Source organism: Zestomonas insulae (assembly GCF_016901015.1).
In the GTDB taxonomy this organism is placed as follows: domain Bacteria; phylum Pseudomonadota; class Gammaproteobacteria; order Pseudomonadales; family Pseudomonadaceae; genus Aquipseudomonas; species Aquipseudomonas insulae.
Window position 1 is genome coordinate 29,074 of the sequence record NZ_JAFEUP010000008.1, and the last position, 14,990, is coordinate 44,063.

The window sequence follows — 14,990 nt, forward strand, 5'->3', positions numbered from 1 at the left end:
TGGTGCGGTGAATGTTGCGCCCATTTGAGTATTGGGGCATGCGAGCGGCTCGGTTATGCTCCCGCTCTCCCCTAGGCCGAACTATTACAAGAACAGCGCCTATGAACGTTTCTTCGAAGCCCGTGCGCAACGGGCTGTCAGTGGACGCCGATCGCGAAATCCGCCAGCAGTTTGCCGCGGAGCTCGCCGTCGAACGCACGCGCCTGCTCTACCAGGGCTCGCGCATTCCCACCCTGTTCATGTTGCTCAGCGGTCTGGCCAGTGCGGTGCTCATGTGGAATGAGCGGCAGAGTGTGTGGCTGTCCGGCTGGCTGCTGACCCTGGTGCTGCTCGCGGTGCTGCGCCTGATTCAGGTGTCGGCCTTCAACCTCGCCTTGCCGAGCCGGCAGAGCAAGCCGCACTGGCGACGCATGTTCCTGCTCGGCGCCGCGGCGTCCGGGCTGACCCTGGCCGCCGGCGCCATCGCCTTGGTGCCCGCCGATGCCTTCATCCAGCAGGCCATGGTGTTCGGTCTGATTGCCGCGGCGATCCTCTCCGCCAGCGTCGCCTATGCGATCAGCCTGCCGGCCTTCCTCAGCTTCGCCCTGCCGTGCCTGCTACCCTCGGTCAGCTACTTGCTGGGCAGCGGCCACGAGATGCTGCGTGGCTGGGGCCTGCTCGCCGCGATCCTGCTGGTGGCGCTGATGGTGGTGGCGCTGCAGGTCAATCGCCTGGTGCAGCGCAGCCTGCTGCAGCGCTTCCACAACCTGGCGCTGATCCAGCACCTCGAGCAGGCCAAGCTGCAGTCCGACGGCCTCAACCTCGAGCTGGCCCACGAGATCGAACAGCGCCGCCGTGCCGAGCGCGAGCTGCGCCAGGCGCATGACGAGCTGGAGCAGCGCGTGGTGCAGCGCACCCGCGAGCGCGACGCCGCCGGCCACGCGCTGAGTGAGAGCGAGGAGCGCCTGGGCCTGGCTCTGGAAGCCAGCGAGCTGGGGCTGTGGGACTGGGACCTGGTCACCGACGAGGTGCACCACTCGCACCTGCAGGAAATCTTTGGCATCGACCCGCAGGAAGTGACGGGGGTGCTCAGCCATCTCAAGCCGCGCCTGCACCCCGACGATCTGCCGGCACTGCGCCGTGCGCTGGTCGAGCACATGAAGGGCCTCACCGACGGCTACCAGATCGAGTACCGCGTGCGGCATGCCGACGGCCACTGGGTGTGGGTCGAGGACCGCGGCCGCGGCGTCGACCGCGATGCCGAGGGCAGGGTGGTGCGCATGCTCGGCACCCGTCGCGACATCAGCCACTGGAAGAACCGCGAGGAAGAACAGCGCCTGTCGGCGATGGTCTTCGAGGCCGCGCACGAAGGCATCGTGGTGCTGGACACCGACTACCAGGTGCTGGCGGTCAACCGCGCGTTCAGCCAACTGACCGGTTTCCGTGCCGAGGACCTGGTCGGCCGGCTGGTCAACGACATCGTCGGCGATCGCGAAAGCCGCCAGCGCTACTCGCAGATTCGCCAGGAGTTCGAGGTCAGCGGCAGCTGGCAGGGCGAGCTGATCTCCAGTCGCAAGAACGGCGAACTTTATCCGCAGTGGCTGCAGCTCAACGCGGTGCGCGACCGCCAGGGCCAGGTCATTCACATCGTCGGCTTCTTCGCCGACCTCAGTGCGCGGCGCGAGGCCGAGGAACGCCTGCGCTACCTGTCGCAGTACGACGACCTCACCGGCCTGGCCAATCGCTCGCTGTTCAAGGAACGCCTGCACCAAGCCGGCGAACGCGCGCGGCAGAGCGGCCGCAGCCTGGCGCTGCTGCACATCGACCTGGACCGCTTCAAGCTGCTCAACGACAGCCTCGGCCATGAAGTCGCCGACCAGCTGCTGCGCCAGATGAGCCGCCGGCTGACCCAGGCGGTGCCAGAAGCGGACACCATCGCGCGGCTGTCCGGCGACGAATTCGCCGTGCTGCTGGATTCCTACGTCAGCCTGTCGAGCCTGGCGCGCACCGCCAGCCGTCTGCTCGCCAAGCTGCGCGTGCCGATGAGCGTCGGCGGCCACGAGCTGGTGGTCAGCGCCTCGCTGGGCATCAGCCTGCTGCCGGAAAACGCGCGTGAGATTTCCACCCTGGTCAGTCAGGCTGGCATGGCCATGCAACACGCCAAGCACCTCGGCGGCAACACCTTCCAGTTCTTCACCGACAACCTGCAGGCCTGCACGGTCGAGCGCCTGCAACTGGAAAACCAGCTGCGCAAAGGCATCGAGCAGGGCCAGCTGGAGGTGTTCTATCAGCCCAAGCTGTGTCTCGCCGACGACAGCATCAATTCGGCGGAAGCGCTGGTGCGCTGGCGCCGTCCGGAGCAGGGCCTGGTGTCGCCCGGCGACTTCATCGGCCTGGCCGAGGAGACCGGGCTGATCGGCGCGATCGGCGAGTTCGTGCTGCGCAAGGCCTGCCAGCAGGCGCGCGACTGGCAACGCCAGGGACTGGCCGATCTGCGCGTGTCGGTGAACATCTCGGTGCACCAGCTGCGCAAGGGCAACCTCACCAGCCTGGTGCGCCAGGTGCTGGATGAAACCGGCCTGCCGGCGCGCCTGCTCGAGCTGGAGCTGACCGAGAGCCAGCTGCTCGACAATGTCGAAAACGTCATCACCACCTTCCGCCAGCTGCGCGAACTGGGGGTCAAGCTGGCGATCGACGACTTCGGCACCGGCTACTCCTCGCTGAGTTACCTGAAGCGCTTCCCGGTCGACTACGTGAAGATCGACCAGACCTTCATCCGCGACCTCTCGGTGGGCGGCGAGGATGCGGCGATCACCCGGGCGATCATCGCCATGGCCCACAGCCTGGAGCTCAAGGTGGTCGCCGAGGGCGTGGAAACCCAGGCGCAGATGGACTTCCTCAAGTCGCAGCAGTGCGACGAAGTGCAGGGCTACCTGATCAGCCGGCCGGTCGAGGCGCAGGTCTTCGTCGAACTGCTCAAGGAGCAGGCCGCCACGCTCTGGCGGTAACAGTCCGCCGCGCGCGGTGACGTTGCCGCGCGTTTCGCCCAATCAAAGATGGCTGTGCGCTGGTGGGCCTTCACCCCATGCTCGGCGGGGTCGCGGTGCGCCACCGCGCTGTCGCTGGATTGGTCGGAGAAGGATTCCCTGTATGGCAAAAAAGCCTGACCTGAGTATCGCAATGCGCCTGCTGCTCGCGGCGCAGGGTGCCGCGCCGCTGGCCCTGAAAGTGCCTGTGGTCCTGCAGCTCGGCCCACAGCGCGCGGCGCAGCTGGCGCCGCATATGGCGGCCGCGCAACTGCGCGAGCTGATCGTCGCCCTGCCCATCGAGTTTCTCGCCCAGGCCGTGGTGCACCTCGATCCGCGGCGCATTCTCGAGGCCTACCTCAGCCTGCCCGACAGCCTGCACCTCGAGGTCGCCCGCCAGCTGTGCGTCGACCGCGAATTCGCTACCGCCGCACGCTATGCCGAATGCCTGTCGGCCAAGCAGGTCAAGGTGCTGATCTTCGGCCTCAACTCGCCGGAAAACGTCCTGCAGATCGCCCGCCACATTCGCGACATGGACCTGATTGTGCAGGCGCTGCGCACCTTCTCCAGCGGCTATCTGGGCAAGCTCACCGAAGCGGCCATCGCCGACGGCAATCCTGCGGTGGCTGTGCGCGTACTGAGCGGTTTACCGCTTCAGCGGCAGGCGGATGTGTGTGAGGAATTGCGGAACACCACGCTAAAGTTGCTGTATCCGGAGCTGTTAAGAGCAAGCAACAACGCCCTCGGAACGCATTTTTCGTTACGACTTAAAGAGGCAACAGATACTCTTGGCTGAGTAGCAAGATCGTTTCCGAATTATTCAGCCAAATACAATAGTTTTAAGGATTTACCATCGAATTCGTAGTAACGAGTTCGATCCTTGCGCGGAATCGGTTCATTGTTTAATCCAAGCTCCGGATCGGCAGCAATGCCACTGATAATTATTAATCGGCTATTTTCCTGAAATATCGCATCAAATGCACTTGTGCCATCTTCGCTTAGGATCAGGTAGGCGTTTGGTAGCCCCGTCACGGCGCGCCCGGATTTGGCATCAAGTATCTCGCCGCAGATAGCGCCTCCCCCACAGCCGCTAGTGAGAACTATATAGTGACCTGCAAAATTCGCCGGTTGCTTTGCCGCCTGCTCCCGAAGATCCGACTGCGCATCATCGCTCTGCCTTCCTGCGGCCGCGGCGTTGCTCGTATCGTCGAAAATTGCTAGGACTTTGTAGTCATCGAAGCGTGGTTCTGCGGCAGAGCAGAGCAGTGCAGGGAGCAGGGCTCCAAGAAGAATTAGCTTTTGCAGGATTGATTTACTTGCCATTTCTTTTGGACTCGTTGAGTGCGCAGACCATTTCATCCGGCAAAATATGCGCGGAGTTTAAACCGTCGCCAGCGTAGTACGACTGACCTTCATAGCTGGCAGTACGGGGTAGAAAGATTTTCTTTCCTCCTTCTCTTGCGATTTTTCCGTCTTTATCCCGTTTCAGGGTAGGGCTGATACTTCTTCCTTTCCGGACCCCTGCGGATGCAAATTCCATTGCCCAAGCGTATATCGCATCCTCAACACTGCCTTCACCTTCAAGGAAGTTGATCAATGCTTTGCGCTTAATTTTTATTAAGTATTCTTCGAAGATTTTATCTTGCGTCGCCTCGTCAAATTTTATTGAGGTGTCAAGGTTCAAGTGCTTTATTGCGGCAGCCAGCGTGTCCGGAATTAATTGATACCTGCCAATGGCAAACATTTCCCGAGCGGCTTGCTTTTCCTGCACTTGCGAAATCGTCAGGGAGGTTAAATTGGTCTTATAAAAAGATCGCAGCGGTGCCGGCGTCGTACGGTTGTACGCTGAGTAATCGTTCTTTGACTCTACCTTTCCGAGCAGGTCTGCAAATTTGCTGCGAGCCCAGCCGCTTTTTCCTCGTTGGGCATTGAAGGTGTTGAGCAGCGCGAGCGGATGGAAGTGATTCGTCGGTCCGCCAGGTAATCCAGCTTCTGCCCACCACGACAGATGCTTGATTCGTTTCTTTTCTTCCGCCCACTGCACGTTAGATTGTCCCGGAGCTCCACTCATGATCGGCTCGAGCGCTTCCCACCGTTCAGGGCTCCAACCCCACTCGCTTTCATAGCGCACGATCAGGCGCGAAATCGCTTGTGCGCTCCAGGGCTTTTCCAGCGACGTGCGGATTTCCGCAGGGGCGAGCTGTTTATCGCGATTGCTATCGATGATCTGTCGCAAGCGCTGGTAAATCGGGCTGAGGCTGGCTCGTTCGATTTGCGCGCGGTAGGTGCTTCGCTCGGCGGCACTCAACTGACCGCAGGCGTCGAGTTGCAGAGCCAGATGGTCGATTGGTTGGCAGGTCTCCTCCAGGCAGTCGAAGCCTTCCCATTCCCAGGGGCTGTGGCGGGTGGTGATCAGCTCTTGTTCGGCCAGCCAGCCATTGATGGGTTGGCCGGCTTGGTCGACCAGCAGGTTGTCCAGGCGCCACCAGCGGACAACGCGCGGTTCGCGACTGCCGGGGACGTTGTAGCTGACCTGCTGCTTGTGAGTGGCCGGCAAGCTGTCCAGATAGCTGATCGGCAGGGTGAGATCGACGCCAATGGTTGCGCCGCGCATACAGATATCCGGGGTTGTGCCCTCCCGGTGGGGGATCAGCTGGCTGGCGCCCTTGTGGATTTTCAGCAGGGTTTTCTGACTGTCCGGCAGCAGGGCTGCCAGTTGGCGGCACTGGTTGATGAACGCGGGGACGTCATCGCAGCTGAAGGTTTCCAGATGCAGCAGCGGCGCCGCGCGGCCCTGGTTGTGGTTCCGGTAGTGGCCGAGATGGCCGACCAGCTCGCCCGCCTTGATCGGTTGCGGTTTTGCCAGCACGTGCACGCGGTTAAGCGTGGGAGTCGTCAGCTGCGGTCGCAGCGAGGCGAAGTGCACATAGCCGCGCAGGTGATTGGCGCTGCCGGGCGTCAGCGGGGTGTGTTCCTGGCCGCTGACGATGCGCTCGAGCTGGCGATAGTCACCCATGCCGGGAGCCAGCGTGAGGGTCGCTTCGGCGGGTAGCACGCCGGTTACCGGGGCGACTGATTTGGCGCTTTGGCGCACGTTCAGGCCCTGTCCCGGCAGCAGCGTCGGGTCATGATCGTTGGCACGCGCGCCGACCAGGTAGACGTCCGCCTCGGCGCTGCGCTCCAGTTCGCCGATGAATACCCAGCCGCTGCAGCTGGCCTGTGCGGGGAACAGCTGGCCGTCGATGACTTGCAGCAGGCGGCGCCAGTTGGCGTTGCCGGGGGCCGTCTCGCCCACCCGCACGGTGCAGCCTTTCGGCAACAGGGCGATCTTGCGCGAGTGCTCGACGTGGCCGGGCGCGGCGGCGCGCACGAACAGCCCGCGAAAGGCATCGCGGGCCTTGTCCGGCTGGATGCGGTAGTGCACCGGACCGAGGAAGGCCGCGGGTGCGGCCGCACCGGGTTGCTGGTAGCCGGCCCAGTCCTGAAGGTGCATGTAGAGGCTGTAGAAGGTCAGCTCGGGGATGCGCGTGCAGAGCTTGTCCTGCGGTACCGGCATTTCCAGGCGATGGCGGACCAGCACGAAACCGGTCGAGTAGGTCGCCGTGCCTGTTTCGTACTGGCTGGTGGGGTAGCGCTCATCGATGCGGTAGGCGATCACTTCGCCGTCGGCGATGCAGTGCACGCTGCTTTGCTCGAGCAGGCCCGCGGTTCCGTCGTCGAAATGCACGCCACCGTGCCAGAGGCCGTTGTCGGCCAGCGGATAGGCACCGCCATGGGCGCCCGCCAAGGCGCGGTAGTAGAGCAGCGGGTCGCTGACTGCTTGTGGGAGGGCGCCGGGGCTCGCGCCCTTGGCCTTGAAGGGGAACGCCCAGCGTTCGATTTTCGCGAGTTTGTCCATGCGTGGCGGTCCAGTCCGTTGGCGAGCAGTCACGAGGAAAAATTGAGCATGCGCGGGGGCGGCTCGTCGGCCGCTGGCGGCTGACTGGCCGGCGCCGGCGCGGGACGCTCGCCGGCCATGGCGCTGTCGCCGATGCCGGGGCGTAGCGGCGCCTTGATCGCGAGGCCGGCACCGCTGCCGGGGCTGCCGCCGGAGTTGAGCTTGAGCAGGGCGCCGACCAGGGTGATGCCGCTGGCGTCTAGCTTGATGAAGGTGCCGCCGACCTTCAGGGTCAGTTCGCTGCCGGCATCGAGGACCAGCTTCTGCCCGGCCTTCAGGTGGATTTCCTGGCCGGCGTCGACGAACTGGCCGGCACCCAGCTTGAGGTGCTGGCTGCCGCTGACGGCGAGGTGGTCGTCGGCGCGCAGCTCGACCTTGCGATCGCCGTGGGTGGTGCGGTGTTCTTCGGCCTGCAGTTCGGTGTAGCTGTTGGCTTGCACCGTGTCGTGGCGCTCATGGCCGACGCGAATCTTCTGGTCGTGCTCGATGTTCTCGTCCCAGTCGCGCTGCGCGTGCAGGTAGATCTGCTCCTGGCCCTGGCGGTCCTCGATGCGCAGTTCGTTGTAACCGCCGCCGCCGGGCGAACTCAGCGTCTTGAACACGCTGCGAGTCTTGTGCGCAGGCAGTTCGTAAGGCGGTACGTGCTCGGCGTGGTACAGGCAGCCGCTGATCAGCGGCTGATCCGGATCGCCCTCAAGGAAGCTGACCAGCACCTCCATGCCGACCCGCGGAATCGCCACGCCGCCATAGCGGTCGCCGGCCCAGGACGAGGACACGCGCAGCCAGCAACTGGTCTGGTCATCCGCGCGGCCGTGGCGGTCCCAGTGGAACTGCACCTTGACCCGGCCGTGGGCGTCGCAGTGGATTTCCTCACCGGCCGGACCGCTGACCACCGCGGTCTGGCTGCCCAGCACGCGTGGTTTCGGATGCGCCAGTGCCGGGCGGAACGGCACGTCCCAGGGCGCGGCGCGGAAGTGGTTGCGATAGCCCTGCTGGAAACCGTCCTGGGCACTGACCTGGCTGGGGATCGCCTCTTCCAGCACCTGCGGCTGCTTACCTTCATGCAGCACTTCGTGGAGCAGCCACAACTGGTTCCAGGCGGCGCGCGGGTGAGCGTCGAGTTGCAGAAAATGACCGCTGCGCAGCAGCGGCTGATCGCTGTCGCCTTCGGCCAACTGGTAATCCGCGCGATGGCGTTCCAGGGCACGACGGGCCAAGTGTTTGCCGCGGGCGCGGTCAGTGAAGCGCGCAGGGTAGTCGTAGTCCTCCAGGTCCGGTTGCAGGTTGGCGCTGGCGGCGCTTTCCATCAGCAGGCGCGGTTGCAGGAAGTCGTAGTCGCGGCGGCTGACGCGGTTGCTGCGGATCGCCAGGCGCAGGCCGAAGCGCTTGATCACCGGCTGGTCGGCGACCAGGCCGCTGTCCTGCTGGTAGCGGTCCGGCACCAGCTTGGGGAACACCGTCTGGTCGTCGCCGAACACCAGCAGGTGGGCGTCTGCCTGATGCTGGAAGTGGTAATGAATGCCTTCCTCTTCGCACAGGCGCTGGAGGAAGTGCAGGTCGGATTCGTCGTACTGCACGCAGTACTCGCGGGCCGGGTAGGCCGTGCCGAGTTGGAAGCGGTAGGCGTCGGCGAAGATGCCGTGCTCTTCGAGCAGTTTGGCGAGGATCTGCGGCACGCTCAGGCGCTGGAAGATGCGCTGGTTGCTGCGATGCGCGAGGTAGGCCAGTTGGGGCTCGAGGCGCAGCTGGTAACGGGTCAGGCGGCGGCCGCTCTCGCCCTGGGCAATCTGCTGGATCAGGCCGTGGATGCCGCTGCCGTCGGCCGACAGGGCGAGGAAGGCCGGCTGGTGCAGCCAGGCTTGCAGGTCCAGGTCGGCGCGTTCGCTGACCAGTTCGATGTCGAAGCGGAACGGGCTGTTGAGCGCTTCGCGGCCGTGGAAGGCGAGTACCTGCAAATCGTGCTCGCGGCCGGGCAGCCGCAGGCTGAATTGCGCTTGGTTGGCGGGAGAGAACATCCGTGTTCCTCGAGGGTGGCGGGGAGCAACCTCGGCCGGACGGGCCGACCGAGGTCATGACGGCTTAGGCGCTGATCGGCGAGCGCCAGTCGTCGGAGCCGGAAGTGCCGGAGATCTCGTGGGTCCAGACGATCTTGCGGTAGGTGAAGTAGACGTCTTCCAGGTGGGTGAAGTGCGCCTGGTTGGGGTCCTGGCAGTTGGGCATGCGCGACTGCACGTCGACGATCACCGCGTCTTCCAGCTGGATGGTGAAGTAGTGCTCCTGGGTGCCGGTGGCCGAGGTGCGGTACCACTGCAGGGTGCACTTGTTCAGGCGTTCGCCGGAGGTGAGGGCGTTGAAGATCAGCGGCGACGACTTGTCGAACACCTTGCTGATCATCAGCGGCTTGTGCACGCGCTGGCCGGTCGGCTGGCCGGACTGCGGGTCACGCGGGATGATCACCTGGTGGTTGAAGGCCTGGACCAGGATCTGGTCTTCGTGGCCTTCCTGGAAGATGTTGCCGACCGAGTCTTCGGTGAAGGTGCCGGCGGTGATCAGGCCTTGCTTGGTGCCTTCGAGGGCCAGGTACGCGGGTGTTGGCATGGGTGCTCTCCTTGCGGGGGTTCATGGACCTTCTGGTCCGGAGCCGAAGCGTTAACAAGGAGCGTGCCAGTCAATTTTATTGCAGGAATATCAATGCGTTAGCTGTTTTGTTAGACGGCCTGGCGGCGGCCAACTGCGCCAGCGTTGGCGCAGTGCGCGGGCAAGCGTTGCGCAATTACTCGTGCCAAGCGCGGCCATGCCGCTCGAGCAGGCCGTGGGCCTGCTCCGGGCCGCTGGAGCCGGCCGGGTAGGGGCGCGGGCTCTGATAGTACTCGTGCCAGCCGCGCAGGATCGGGTCGATCCAGCTCCACGCCGCCTCGACTTCGTCGCGGCGCATGAACAGCGTCGAGTCGCCCTCGATCACGTCGAGCAGCAGGCGCTCGTAGGCGTCCCAGCGGCGCTTCTGCTGGAAGGCCTGGGCCAGGTTGAGGTCGAGTTCCACCGGCTCCAGGCGCATGCCCTTGCCCGGCGCCTTGGCCATCAGTTGCAGGCTGATGCGTTCTTCCGGCTGCAGGCGGATCAGCAGGCAGTTGGCTTCGCCGCCATTGAACAGTCGATGCGGCACTGGCTTGAACTGGATGACGATCTCCGAGCTCTTCTTTGCCAGGCGCTTACCGGTGCGCAGGTAGAACGGCACGCCGGCCCAGCGCCAGTTGTCGATCTCGGCATGCAGGGCGACGAAGGTTTCCGTGTCGCTGTCGTTGTCGACGTTCTTCTCGAAGTAGTAGGCCGGTACTTCCTGGCCGCCGATCTTGCCGGCGACGTACTGGCCACGCACCGTGGTGTCCTGCACGTCGAGGCCGTGGATCGGCTTGAGCGCCTGCAGCACCTTGAGCTTCTCGTCGCGCACCGCTTCGGCGTCGAAGCGCACCGGCGCCTCCATGGCGACCAGGCAGAGCAGCTGCAGCAGGTGGTTCTGCAGCATGTCGCGCATCGCCCCGGAGCGGTCGTAGTAGGCGCCACGGTTCTCCACGCCGAGGGTTTCGCACACGCTGATCTGCACGTGGTCGATGTGCCCGGCGCGCCAGATCGGCTCGAACAGCGCGTTGGCGAAGCGCAGCGCCATGAGGTTCTGCACGGTTTCCTTGCCCAGGTAGTGGTCGATGCGGAACACCCGCGACTCATCGAACACCGCGCCGATCGCCGCGTTGATCGCCTTCGCCGAATCCAGCGAGTGGCCGATCGGTTTCTCCAGCACGATGCGCGACAACGGGCCGGCCAGGCCGGCGGTCGCCAGGTGCGCGGCGATGTCCTCGAACAGGTCCGGTGCGGTGGCCAGGTAGTACACCTGCACTCGCTCGTGGCTATCCAGGCGCTTGGCCAGACGGCCGAAGTCGGCGCTCTGCGAGACGTCCATGGCGAAGTAGTCGAGGCGCTCGGCGAAGCTCTGCCAGGTCGCCGTGTCGAAATCGGCGCGGGCCACCTGGGCGCGGCACCGGCGTTCGGCCAGGGACTGGTAGTCGGCACGGCTGAGCGGTTGGCGGGCGAGGGCGAGGATGCGTGTCTGCGCCGCCAGGCGGCCGTCACGGTGCAGGTGATAGAGCGCTGGCAGCAGCTTGTGCAAGGCCAGGTCGCCGGTACCACCGAAGACCAGCATGTCGCAGGGAACGGTCAAAACACTCTCCGGACAGGGTTTAGCTGAGCGCCGGGCGCACTTATGTAGTATAACTACAAGCGCACTACAACCCGGCAAGTGCCGATCATAACCGAGTCCGTGTCGCATGGAGCCTCATTCGGTCTGTCCGTCACCCTTGATTGAGAGTCTGCCTTCGTGAATCTGTTGCAGCACATCGCCCAGTCGCGTCACCTGTTACGCAAATCGGAACTCAAGGTTGCCGATCATGTGCTGCTCGATCCGGCCGCCGTGATGCACAGTTCGATGGCCGATCTGGCGCATAACGTCGGCATCAGCGAGCCGACCATCGTGCGCTTCTGTCGTGCCATCGGCTGCAGCGGCTTCCAGGACCTCAAGCTGAAGCTGGCGCAGAGCCTGGCCGCCGGCGCGAGCTTCGGCCAGTTTGCGATCAACGAGAACGATTCGGTCGCCGACTTCAGCCTGAAGATCTTCGACACCACCCTGCACACGCTGATCGAGGTGCGCGAGAAGCTCGACCCCGAGGCGCTGCAGCGCGCCATCGGCGCCTGTGCCCAGGCGCAGCGCATCGAGTTCTACGGCTTCGGTGCCTCCGGGGCGGTGGCCGCCGACGCGCAGCACAAGTTCTTCCGCCTGCTGCTGACCGCGGCGGCCTACTCCGACCCGCACATGCAGGCGATGTCGGCGGTGACCCTCAAGCCGACCGACGTGGCGGTGTGCATCTCGCAGTCCGGGCGTTCCAAGGACCTGCTGATCACCGCCAACCTGGTGCGCGAAGCCGGCGCCACGCTGATCACCCTGTGCCCGAGCCAGACCCCGTTGGCCGACTTGGCCACCGTCAACCTGGCCATCGACGTGCAGGAAGACACCGAGATCTACACCCCGCTGACCTCGCGCATCGCCCACCTGGTGGTCATCGATGTGCTGGCGATGGGCGTGGCCATGGCCCGCGGGCCGACCCTGGTCAACCACCTGAAGAGCGTCAAGCGCAGTCTGCGCAGCCTGCGCCTGTCGCCGAAGACGGTGAAGGTCGTCGAAGACTGACACCGCGGATTCATCCGCCTGCCGTCAAAGCGTCATCTCGGCCGCCCATGCTGAGGCTCCCCCGCCCTTGCACCTGGGAGAGCCGAGATGAACCGCCAGACCAGCGAATCGAACAGCGCCAGCAAGACCCGTCGCCAGCAGGAAGACCTGCGCCGCATGGCGTTCCGCCGCGCCATCGAGGCCTACGCCGAGCAGCGCCAGTTGCAGCACGAACTGGCCGCCTACCCGGAGCTGGTGGCCGCCGACTACCTTATTGCAGCGCACTCGCGCTTCCGGCGAAGCGCGCAGCCAGCGCGTTGATCGCCGAACGTTCCTCGCGGATGAAGCTGTGGAAGGCCGCGGCAACCGGCGACAGGCGCTTGCCGCGGCCATAGACCACGCACCAGCTGCGCTGCAGCGGCAGCTCTTCCACCGGCAGCTCGCGCAGCACGCCGAGCGCCAGCTCCTGGCGCACCGCATGACGCGGCAGCAGCGCCACGCCGAGCCCGGCCAACACACCTTCCACCTGCGCCTCGCTGGAGCCGACTTCCATGGTCTGGGCGAAGTGCGCGCGTTTCTGGTGGGCGTATTCCTCGCAGGCCTTGCGCGTGCCGGAGCCGGTCTCGCGGATCAGCAGCGGATAGGCGCCGAGGTCGGCCAGGCGCAAGGTGTCGCGCTGGCACAGTGGATGCTCCGGCGGCGCCACGGCGACAATCGGGTTGGTGAGGAAAGGGAAGAATTCCAGCGACAGCTCGCTCGGCACCTGCGACATGATCAGCAGGTCGTCGCGGTTCACCGACAGGCGGCGCACCGCCTGGGCGTGGTTGACCACGGTGAGCTGCAGGCTGACCTCCGGGTGCTGCTGGCGGAAGGCGGCGAACAGGTGCGGCACGAAGTACTTGGCGCTCGACTCGATGGCTAGGTTGAGCTGGCCCTGCAGCGAACCCTGCAGATCGGAGAGCTGCATGTCGAGGCTTTCCAGGCGGCCGAAGATGTCGGCGCTGGCCTTGAGCAGCGCCTCGGCGGCGTCGGTGAGGTACAGCTTCTTGCCGACGTACTCGAACAACGGCTGGCCGACCAGCTCCTCGAGCTGGCGAATCTGCAGGCTGACCGCCGGCTGGGTGAGCGACATTTCTTCTGCGGCGCGACTGTAGGAGCGGCTGTCGCACACCGCGCGAAACACCTGCATTTGGCGCAATGTCATGCGCATCAATGACTTACGCATTCGATCACCGTTCTTGCGGTTGCTGAAGTCTCAACTATAAGTTGTAGCTAATAGCTAACCCAACAAATATTGATTTTAGTTAATCCGCTCACGGCGCTACGGTTAAGGCGTGATCGGGCGTTGCGCTGCGATCCCGCGTCGAGCGGTCCACCGACCGCTTGCCCGTTCATCAGGCTGAGGGAAACCTGCCGTGATCAAGAAAATCCTGATCGCCAACCGCGGCGAGATTGCCGTCCGTATCGTGCGCGCTTGCGCCGAGATGGGCATCCGCTCGGTGGCCATCTACTCCGAGGCGGACCGCCACGCGCTGCACGTCAAGCGTGCCGACGAGGCGCACAGCATCGGCGCCGAACCGCTGGCCGGCTACCTGAACCCGCGCAAGCTGGTGAACCTCGCGGTGGAGACCGGCTGCGACGCGCTGCACCCGGGCTACGGCTTCCTCTCCGAAAACGCTGAGCTCGCCGACATCTGCGCCGAGCGCGGCATCAAGTTCATCGGCCCATCGGCGGAAGTGATTCGCCGTATGGGCGACAAGACCGAAGCGCGACGCAGCATGATCGCCGCCGGCGTTCCGGTCACTCCAGGCACCGAAGGCAACGTCGCCGACATCGCCGAAGCGCTGCGCGAAGGCGAGCGGATCGGCTACCCGGTGATGCTCAAGGCCACCTCCGGCGGCGGCGGTCGCGGCATTCGTCGCTGCAACAGCGCCGAGGAGCTGGAACAGAATTTCCCGCGGGTGATCTCCGAGGCGACCAAAGCCTTCGGCAGCGCCGAGGTGTTCCTCGAGAAGTGCATCGTCAACCCGAAGCACATCGAGGCCCAGGTGCTCGCCGACAGCTTCGGCAACACCGTGCACCTGTTCGAGCGTGACTGCTCGATCCAGCGCCGCAACCAGAAGCTCATCGAGATCGCCCCCAGCCCACAGCTGACCCCCGAACAGCGCGCCTACATCGGCGACCTGTCGGTGCGCGCGGCCAAGGCGGTCGGCTACGAGAACGCCGGTACCGTGGAGTTCCTCCTCGCCGAGGGCGAGGTGTACTTCATGGAGATGAACACCCGGGTGCAGGTGGAACACACCATCACCGAGGAAATCACCGGCATCGATATCGTCCGCGAACAGATCCGCATCGCCAGCGGCCTGCCGCTGTCGGTCAAGCAGGAAGACATCCAGTATCGCGGCTTCGCCCTGCAGTTCCGCATCAACGCCGAGGACCCGAAGAACAACTTCCTGCCCTCGTTCGGCAAGATCACCCGTTACTACGCACCCGGCGGCCCCGGCGTGCGCACCGACACGGCGATCTACACCGGCTACACCATTCCGCCGTACTACGACTCGATGTGCCTGAAGCTGATCGTCTGGGCGCTGACCTGGGAAGAGGCGATGGACCGCGGTCTGCGTGCGCTCGACGACATGCGCGTGCAGGGGGTGAAGACCACTGCCGCTTACTACCAGGAAATCCTGCGTAACCCGGAGTTCCGCAGCGGCCAGTTCAACACCAGTTTCGTTGAGGCCCACCCGGAACTGACCAACTATTCGATCAAGCGCAAACCCGACGAGCTGGCCCTGGCCATCGCCGCCGCCATTGCCGCCCACGCCGGCCTGTAAGG

At 64.7% G+C, this 14,990-nt stretch carries 11 protein-coding genes; 5 read left to right on the plus strand and 6 right to left on the minus strand.

The features are described from left to right. Positions 1-101 precede the first annotated feature (101 nt). Positions 102-2,987 carry a putative bifunctional diguanylate cyclase/phosphodiesterase gene (locus JQX08_RS22005; protein ID WP_205350605.1) on the plus strand — a complete coding sequence of 962 codons (2,886 nt, stop codon included), beginning with the start codon at positions 102-104 and terminating at the stop codon, positions 2,985-2,987. A gap of 142 nt (positions 2,988-3,129) precedes the next feature. Further along, on the plus strand, positions 3,130-3,801 hold the full coding sequence (locus JQX08_RS22010; protein WP_205350606.1) for a hypothetical protein: 672 nt from the start codon (positions 3,130-3,132) through the stop codon (positions 3,799-3,801). 20 nt (positions 3,802-3,821) lie between these two features. Here the strand turns inward: JQX08_RS22010 and JQX08_RS22015 are convergent, their stop codons facing one another. From JQX08_RS22015 to zwf, 5 genes are all read right to left on the minus strand, one after another. After that, on the minus strand, positions 3,822-4,328 hold the full coding sequence (locus tag JQX08_RS22015) for a hypothetical protein (RefSeq protein WP_205350607.1): 507 nt from the start codon (positions 4,326-4,328) through the stop codon (positions 3,822-3,824). Continuing rightward, on the minus strand, positions 4,318-6,903 hold the full coding sequence (locus JQX08_RS22020; protein WP_205350608.1) for a hypothetical protein: 2,586 nt from the start codon (positions 6,901-6,903) through the stop codon (positions 4,318-4,320). Before JQX08_RS22020 ends, JQX08_RS22015 begins: the two co-directional genes overlap by 11 nt. A gap of 29 nt (positions 6,904-6,932) precedes the next feature. Further along, complete coding sequence (locus JQX08_RS22025; RefSeq protein WP_205350609.1) at positions 6,933-8,957, minus strand: type VI secretion system Vgr family protein; 2,025 nt, start codon at positions 8,955-8,957, stop codon at positions 6,933-6,935. Positions 8,958-9,021: 64 nt separating this feature from the next. After that, a complete protein-coding gene (locus JQX08_RS22030) occupies positions 9,022-9,540 on the minus strand; it encodes an Hcp family type VI secretion system effector (protein WP_205350610.1) in 519 nt (172 codons plus the stop codon). Between the two features lie 175 nt (positions 9,541-9,715). Further along, the gene (zwf, locus tag JQX08_RS22035; protein ID WP_239482329.1) at positions 9,716-11,137 is read right to left on the minus strand and encodes a glucose-6-phosphate dehydrogenase; all 1,422 of its coding nucleotides are present in this window, start codon (positions 11,135-11,137) and stop codon (positions 9,716-9,718) included. Between the two features lie 174 nt (positions 11,138-11,311). Between zwf and hexR the strand changes: the two genes are divergently transcribed. Further along, positions 11,312-12,178 (plus strand): transcriptional regulator HexR, encoded by an 867-nt coding sequence (gene hexR / locus JQX08_RS22040; protein ID WP_205350612.1) that lies wholly within the window; start codon positions 11,312-11,314, stop codon positions 12,176-12,178. Between the two features lie 87 nt (positions 12,179-12,265). Next, complete coding sequence (locus JQX08_RS22045; protein ID WP_205350613.1) at positions 12,266-12,478, plus strand: PA3496 family putative envelope integrity protein; 213 nt, start codon at positions 12,266-12,268, stop codon at positions 12,476-12,478. On the opposite strand, the gene JQX08_RS22050 is transcribed toward JQX08_RS22045, so the two are convergent. Then, positions 12,429-13,382: a LysR family transcriptional regulator gene (locus tag JQX08_RS22050; protein ID WP_283246554.1), complete on the minus strand. Its 954-nt coding sequence runs from the start codon at positions 13,380-13,382 to the stop codon at positions 12,429-12,431. The genes JQX08_RS22045 and JQX08_RS22050 overlap by 50 nt on opposite strands. Positions 13,383-13,572: 190 nt before the next feature. Here JQX08_RS22050 and JQX08_RS22055 point away from each other — a divergent pair, with 190 nt between their 5' ends. Further along, positions 13,573-14,988, plus strand: coding sequence for an acetyl-CoA carboxylase biotin carboxylase subunit (locus JQX08_RS22055; protein WP_205350614.1), 1,416 nt, complete (start codon positions 13,573-13,575; stop codon positions 14,986-14,988). Positions 14,989-14,990: the final 2 nt, after the last annotated feature.